Here is a 4785-nt window from a genome sequence, read left to right as displayed (position 1 = left end):
TCGCCGTCCTCCAACTCCTCGAGGAGCGACCCAGCCTGTCCCCGAGCCCAGATCGACCAGTCGAGAACCCCGAGGTTGGCGGCTCGCAGACCGAGCTCCCGAGCACCGGGCTGTTCGCTGGTGCGGAAATCCCCGAGACTGGTGACCAGCGGGCCACCGTGCTCACTGGCATCCAACAGTTCGCCCAGTGCGGCGTACTCCTGGCGGTCGGCGATCGGATCCAGCTGGAGCAGGGCCGCGCGGCCGGCACGGTCGATATCGGCGAGGCGGATCCGGAGCCGGTCAGCACCAGACCCACCCCGCCGTACTGCGATGCCGCGTGCGGCCGCGGCGTAGCGATCCGCGACCACGGAGTCGAGCCCGGCCCGGGTTTCGCCCAGCCGGACGTAGTCGGAGTTCGGATCGAGAATGACCAGGCGCAGACCGGTCTCGACGAGCAACTGCTCGAGAACCACACCCAGCGAGTACGTCTTGCCGGAGCCGGACTGGCCACACAGGAAGGTGTGCCGGTTGAATCCGCCGGCGTCGAGCGCGGCCGGTACGCCGGGCGCGAGCAACTGCTCACCGATCTCGAGCATCGCGTGGGCCGGCCGGCTCCTGATCAACCAGGCACGGATCTCGTCCGGCTGCGCGGGACGGATCTCGACGTCGTGGAACGGCAGTGCCTGGCCGTCGAGAACGATCCCGTCACCCTGTGCGGTCCGGATGTGGAAGGCCCCCGGAGCAGCCGGTTCGACCTCCGCGACGTCCACCTGGGCGATCCGGAGCGTCAGTACCTGTCCGAGGCGGCCGACCCCGCCGGTCTCGAGGATCACCTGACCGCCCGCCTGCAGCGCGAGGTCGTCCAGGGAGGCCTGGAACTCGAACCGGCTCCCGTCGACCGAGCTCGCGAGCGGCAGGATGCCGCGCTCGATCCTCCCGCGCGCGGCCCGGAAATCGGTGATCGGGTCCCGCGGCGCGGTGACCGGCGACAGGTCTGGCTTGTACTGCGCAGGCTCCATCCGGCACGTCTATCACCGTCCATCCGGCGAAGACTCACCCACAGAGGATGATCAACCTGAGCGGCCACGAGGCAACACTCGACCGAGGGGTTCTGACATGAGTGTCGAAGTCGTGTTCTGGTGTGTGGTGTTCGCGCGCTTCGCGCTGCCCCTGTTCATCCCGTTGTTCCCGTTGCCGGCGATCATCGCCTGCCTCCTGCTCGACGGTGTCGACCAGACGATCTTCCAGACCTTCGGGTACGACCCGCCGTTCTACCAGAGCTACGACAAGGCGATGGACGTCTTCTACCTCTCCATCGCGTACCTGGCCAGTCTGCGGAACTGGACCCATCCGGGGGCGGTCCGGATCAGCCGCTTCCTGTTCTTCTTCCGGCAGATCGGTGTCGTGGCCTTCGAGGCCAGCGGCCTCCGGCTGCTGCTGTTGGTGTTCCCGAACACGTTCGAGTACTTCTTCATCGCCTACGAGACGGTTCGGACCCGGCGGAACCCGCTGCGGTACACCTTCAGGTTCTGGGTCATCGTTGCGGCTGCGATCTGGATCTTCGTCAAGCTGCCGCAGGAGTACTGGATCCACATCGCCAAGCTGGACCTGACCGACACGATCCGGGACGTGTCCTGGTTCCTGCCGGCGCTCATCGTTGCCGTACTCGCCCTCCTCGCCGTCCTGTACTTCGTCGTCCTTCCACGGCTGCGTCCGGCCGACTGGTCCTGGAAGTTCCGCGCCGACCCGCTGCCCGAGGGAATCGACGAGGCCTCCGAGCGCGCCGCGTACCAGGCCGCGCACCGGAAGGTGTTCGACCTGACAACACTGGAGAAGACCTTCCTGATCGGGCTGATCAGTGTGATCTATGGGGAGGTGCTGCCCGGCGTCGAGGCGAGCGGCCCGCAGATGTTCTTCGGGATCGCGGTCTTCGTGGTGATCAACGCCGCGATCGGACTGTGGGCGGCGAAGCGCGGCTATTCGTGGAACTCCGCCGCGGTCTCGTTCGGGGTCGTCTTCGCGGTGAACGTCGTGCTGGTGGTGCTGGCGGACGTGCTGCTGTCCCGGGGACCAGGCCAGCTGCAGTTGGTGGACGGGCTCTTCTTCATCTTCCTGTTCAGCATTCTCACCACCCTCTACGACCGCTACCGCCCGATCGCCGACTACCGCGCCGCCCAGTCTGAACGGGCAGGAGCCGAGCGCTGACTCGCCAGGAACTCAAGGCGATCACACAGCGGCTGGAGCAGACGTTCCCGGGCCGGTGTGCCGGCTCCTTCCTGGCGTTGCAGGGTGTCGACCGGGCGATGGTGATCGCCTCGCAGGCGCTGACAGCACTCATTCCCCTGCTTCTCCTGGTCTCGACCCTCGCTCCGGCGAACCGCCGTGACGTCGTCTCGCAGGCTCTCGTCCGGAGGTTCGAGCTCAGCGGCAACGCGGCGGATGCCGTCAGCGAGGTGTTCGCGCGTCCCGTGGGTGCATCGAGCGTCGGTGCGCTGAGCGTGGTGATCCTGGTCTTCTCAGGAGTGTCGCTCGCCCGCCGGATGCAGCGGATGTACCAGGACGCCTGGCAGCTGGAGGCTGTCGCGGGCGTTCGCGGCTCACTCAACACCTTCCTCGGCCTGGGCACCCTGGTGCTGCAGATCGCCCTGCTCTACCTCGCGCGCACCCTGCTGCGCGCCCTGCCGATGGACTGGCTGCTCAGCATCCTGGTTTCGATCCTGACCGGGATGCTGGTGTGGATCTCCATCCCGTGGCTGCTGCTCGACCACAGGGTCCACTGGCGGCGCCTTGTTCCCACTGGCGTGCTGACCAGCATCTGCAGCGTGGTGTTCGGAGGCGCGTCCACGATCTACATGCCGAGGCAGATGGAGTCCTACAGCGAGCGGTACGGCCTCTTCGGTGTCACTCTGGCACTGGTCGGATGGCTACTGGCCGTTTCACTGATCCTCGTCAGTGTGACCGTGGTCGGCGCGGAACTCGATCGCAGCGAGGGCTGGTTCGCCCGCCGGCTGCGTTCTCGGCTCGCCTTGTCTGGTTGATGCAGTTCCTCCACCAAGGATGATGCCGCGCTGCGGTAGCGACGCAGATCATGGACGACGTGGGTACTTCAGAGCAGTTCGAGAACCCGCCTGACGCGCCGCCGCCGAGCCGGGAAGCGACACTCGTGCTCGACGCGGCAGTCGGGGCATCCCTGCTGGCCGCGGCCACCGTACGGAGAGTCGGGCGCCGCGTCGGCGGCGCCCTCAATCCCGTCGTTGTCGTGGTCCTGCGGCCGCCGATACTGGCCGAGCGCTACCAGGCAGGCACCTGGCTGGCAGGCCTGGCCCGGAAGGGTGGCCGAGGACGTCACGACCTGGAGCGGCAACTGGCCGCTGCGCTGGACAAGGTGGTTCCCAGCGTGGTGACTGCCGTGGTGCAGCGGATCGATCTGGCCGGCCTGGCCGAGGGAGTGATCGCGGAGGTCGACTTGGCCGAGATCATCCGCCAGTCCACCGGTTCCGTTGCCTCCGACACCGTTCGCGGCGTCCGCATGCAAGGCATCTCGGGTGACGAGGCCGTCGGCCGGGCAGTAGGCCGGTTGAGGGTACGAATCGGCCGGAAGGGCAGTCCGGTCGCCGAACCCGAGATGACGTCACCCTGACGATGGGAACGGACTCGATCGTCCCGCGGGAGGCGCGGCCGTACCAAGGCCGCCACGCAGGCGTGGTCACCCGGCTGACCGCCGGCATCATCGACGCGATCGTGGTAGTGGTCTTGCTGCTGGCCGGCTACGTGGCCGTGAACGGATTCCTGTTCCTGCTTGACCCACGAGGCTTTCGATTCAGTGAAGCATCACCAGTGCTGAGCGTGGGGACGTGGCTGCTCGTGCTCGTCGTCTACCTCAGTGTCGCCTGGTCGACTACCGGCCGGAGCTACGGCTGTCAGGTGATGGGCCTGCGGGTCGTCAGCCGCCACGGGGCGCGGTTGCGTCCGCATGTCGCGCTGCTGAGGGCTGCCTTCTGCGCACTGGTCCCGATCGGGCTGCTGTTGTGTGCCGGCGGCCGCCGGCACAGCTCCCTGCAGGACCTCGTACTGGGTACGTCGGTCGTCTACGACTGGCGTTCGGGACCACCGATGAGGAGCTGACCATGTCGGACACCAACCTGAGCGCCGCGGCACCGAAGCACACGCGACCGCACGAACCGACGGAGAGCGGGATCCGCCTGCCGGGACTGGAGCGACGAGGCTGGGTGGGTCCGATCATCTTCGCCGCGGTGATCATGATCGTCCTCGGCGCCTTCCACGTCTTCCAGGGCTTCGTTGCCCTGTTCAACGACCGGTACTACCTCGTCCGGAGGGAGAGTCTCGCCGTGCACCTCGACTACACCACCTGGGCCTGGATCCACCTGCTCGTCGGCGCCGTCGTCCTGGCGGCCGGATTCTGTCTCCTAGTCGGTCAACTGTGGGCGCGGGTCGTCGCAGTGATCCTGTCCGTCCTGAGTGCGCTGGTGAACACGGCGTTCCTCGCGGCCTACCCGCTCTGGTGCACGATCATGATCGCCTTCGACATCCTGGTGATCTGGGCGCTGATCTTTCACGGTCGCGAGGTGCGGACCGCGGACGAAGCCGGCGTGATCCCGTACTGAGAACTAGGCCTCGGGGCGGGAGGGGAGGAGCCCGAGTTCCCACGCCCGCCGGACGGCCTCGTTGCGTCGCGACGCGTTCAGCTTGCGCAAGATGCTCCGCACGTGACTGCGGACCGTGTTGACGGAGACGTACATGGTGCTCGCGATCTCTTCTGTGGTCAGCAACTCGGCGAGGTAC

The 4785-nt window shown here is 67.1% G+C and carries 7 protein-coding genes; 5 read left to right on the top strand and 2 right to left on the bottom strand.

Going from position 1 to position 4785, the window contains the following annotated elements:
* On the bottom strand, positions 1-1001 hold a 1001-nt coding region (locus VFG33_RS39735; RefSeq protein ID WP_325058213.1), incomplete at its 3' end, for a helicase HerA domain-containing protein.
* Positions 1002-1098: 97 nt separating this feature from the next.
* On the opposite strand from VFG33_RS39735, the gene VFG33_RS39730 reads away from it, so the two are divergent.
* The 5 genes from VFG33_RS39730 to VFG33_RS39710 all read left to right on the top strand — a co-directional run bounded on the left by VFG33_RS39730 (position 1099) and on the right by VFG33_RS39710 (position 4607).
* Positions 1099-2187: a hypothetical protein gene (locus VFG33_RS39730; protein WP_325058212.1), complete on the top strand. Its 1089-nt coding sequence runs from the start codon at positions 1099-1101 to the stop codon at positions 2185-2187.
* Between the two features lie 77 nt (positions 2188-2264).
* The gene (locus VFG33_RS39725; protein WP_524538173.1) at positions 2265-3020 is read left to right on the top strand and encodes a YhjD/YihY/BrkB family envelope integrity protein; all 756 of its coding nucleotides are present in this window, start codon (positions 2265-2267) and stop codon (positions 3018-3020) included.
* A 59-nt stretch (positions 3021-3079) separates the two neighbouring features.
* Positions 3080-3622 carry a hypothetical protein gene (locus VFG33_RS39720; protein ID WP_325058210.1) on the top strand — a complete coding sequence of 181 codons (543 nt, stop codon included), beginning with the start codon at positions 3080-3082 and terminating at the stop codon, positions 3620-3622.
* Positions 3623-3624: 2 nt separating this feature from the next.
* Positions 3625-4107, top strand: a complete 483-nt coding sequence (locus tag VFG33_RS39715; protein ID WP_325058209.1) for an RDD family protein — start codon at positions 3625-3627, stop codon at positions 4105-4107.
* Between the two features lie 2 nt (positions 4108-4109).
* Positions 4110-4607 carry a DUF7144 family membrane protein gene (locus tag VFG33_RS39710; protein WP_325058208.1) on the top strand — a complete coding sequence of 166 codons (498 nt, stop codon included), beginning with the start codon at positions 4110-4112 and terminating at the stop codon, positions 4605-4607.
* Positions 4608-4610: 3 nt separating this feature from the next.
* Here VFG33_RS39710 and VFG33_RS41355 read toward each other — a convergent pair whose 3' ends face one another.
* Positions 4611-4772, bottom strand: coding sequence for a response regulator transcription factor (locus tag VFG33_RS41355; RefSeq protein WP_414673021.1), 162 nt, complete (start codon positions 4770-4772; stop codon positions 4611-4613).
* Positions 4773-4785 lie beyond the last annotated feature (13 nt).

The sequence above is a fragment of the Kribbella sp. genome, assembly GCF_035687465.1.
GTDB lineage: Bacteria > Actinomycetota > Actinomycetes > Propionibacteriales > Kribbellaceae > Kribbella.
Note: the sequence above shows the minus strand (reverse complement) of the source record. Positions and strands in the feature narration are given on the sequence as shown.

Excerpts from the sequence above, each read along its gene's own strand:
- VFG33_RS39730 (WP_325058212.1), top strand. The coding sequence starts at position 1,099 with ATGAGTGTCGAAGTCGTGTTCTGGTGTGTGGTGTTCGCGCGCTTCGCG.
- VFG33_RS39710 (WP_325058208.1), top strand. The coding sequence starts at position 4,110 with ATGTCGGACACCAACCTGAGCGCCGCGGCACCGAAGCACACGCGACCG.
- VFG33_RS39715 (WP_325058209.1), top strand. The coding sequence starts at position 3,625 with ATGGGAACGGACTCGATCGTCCCGCGGGAGGCGCGGCCGTACCAAGGC.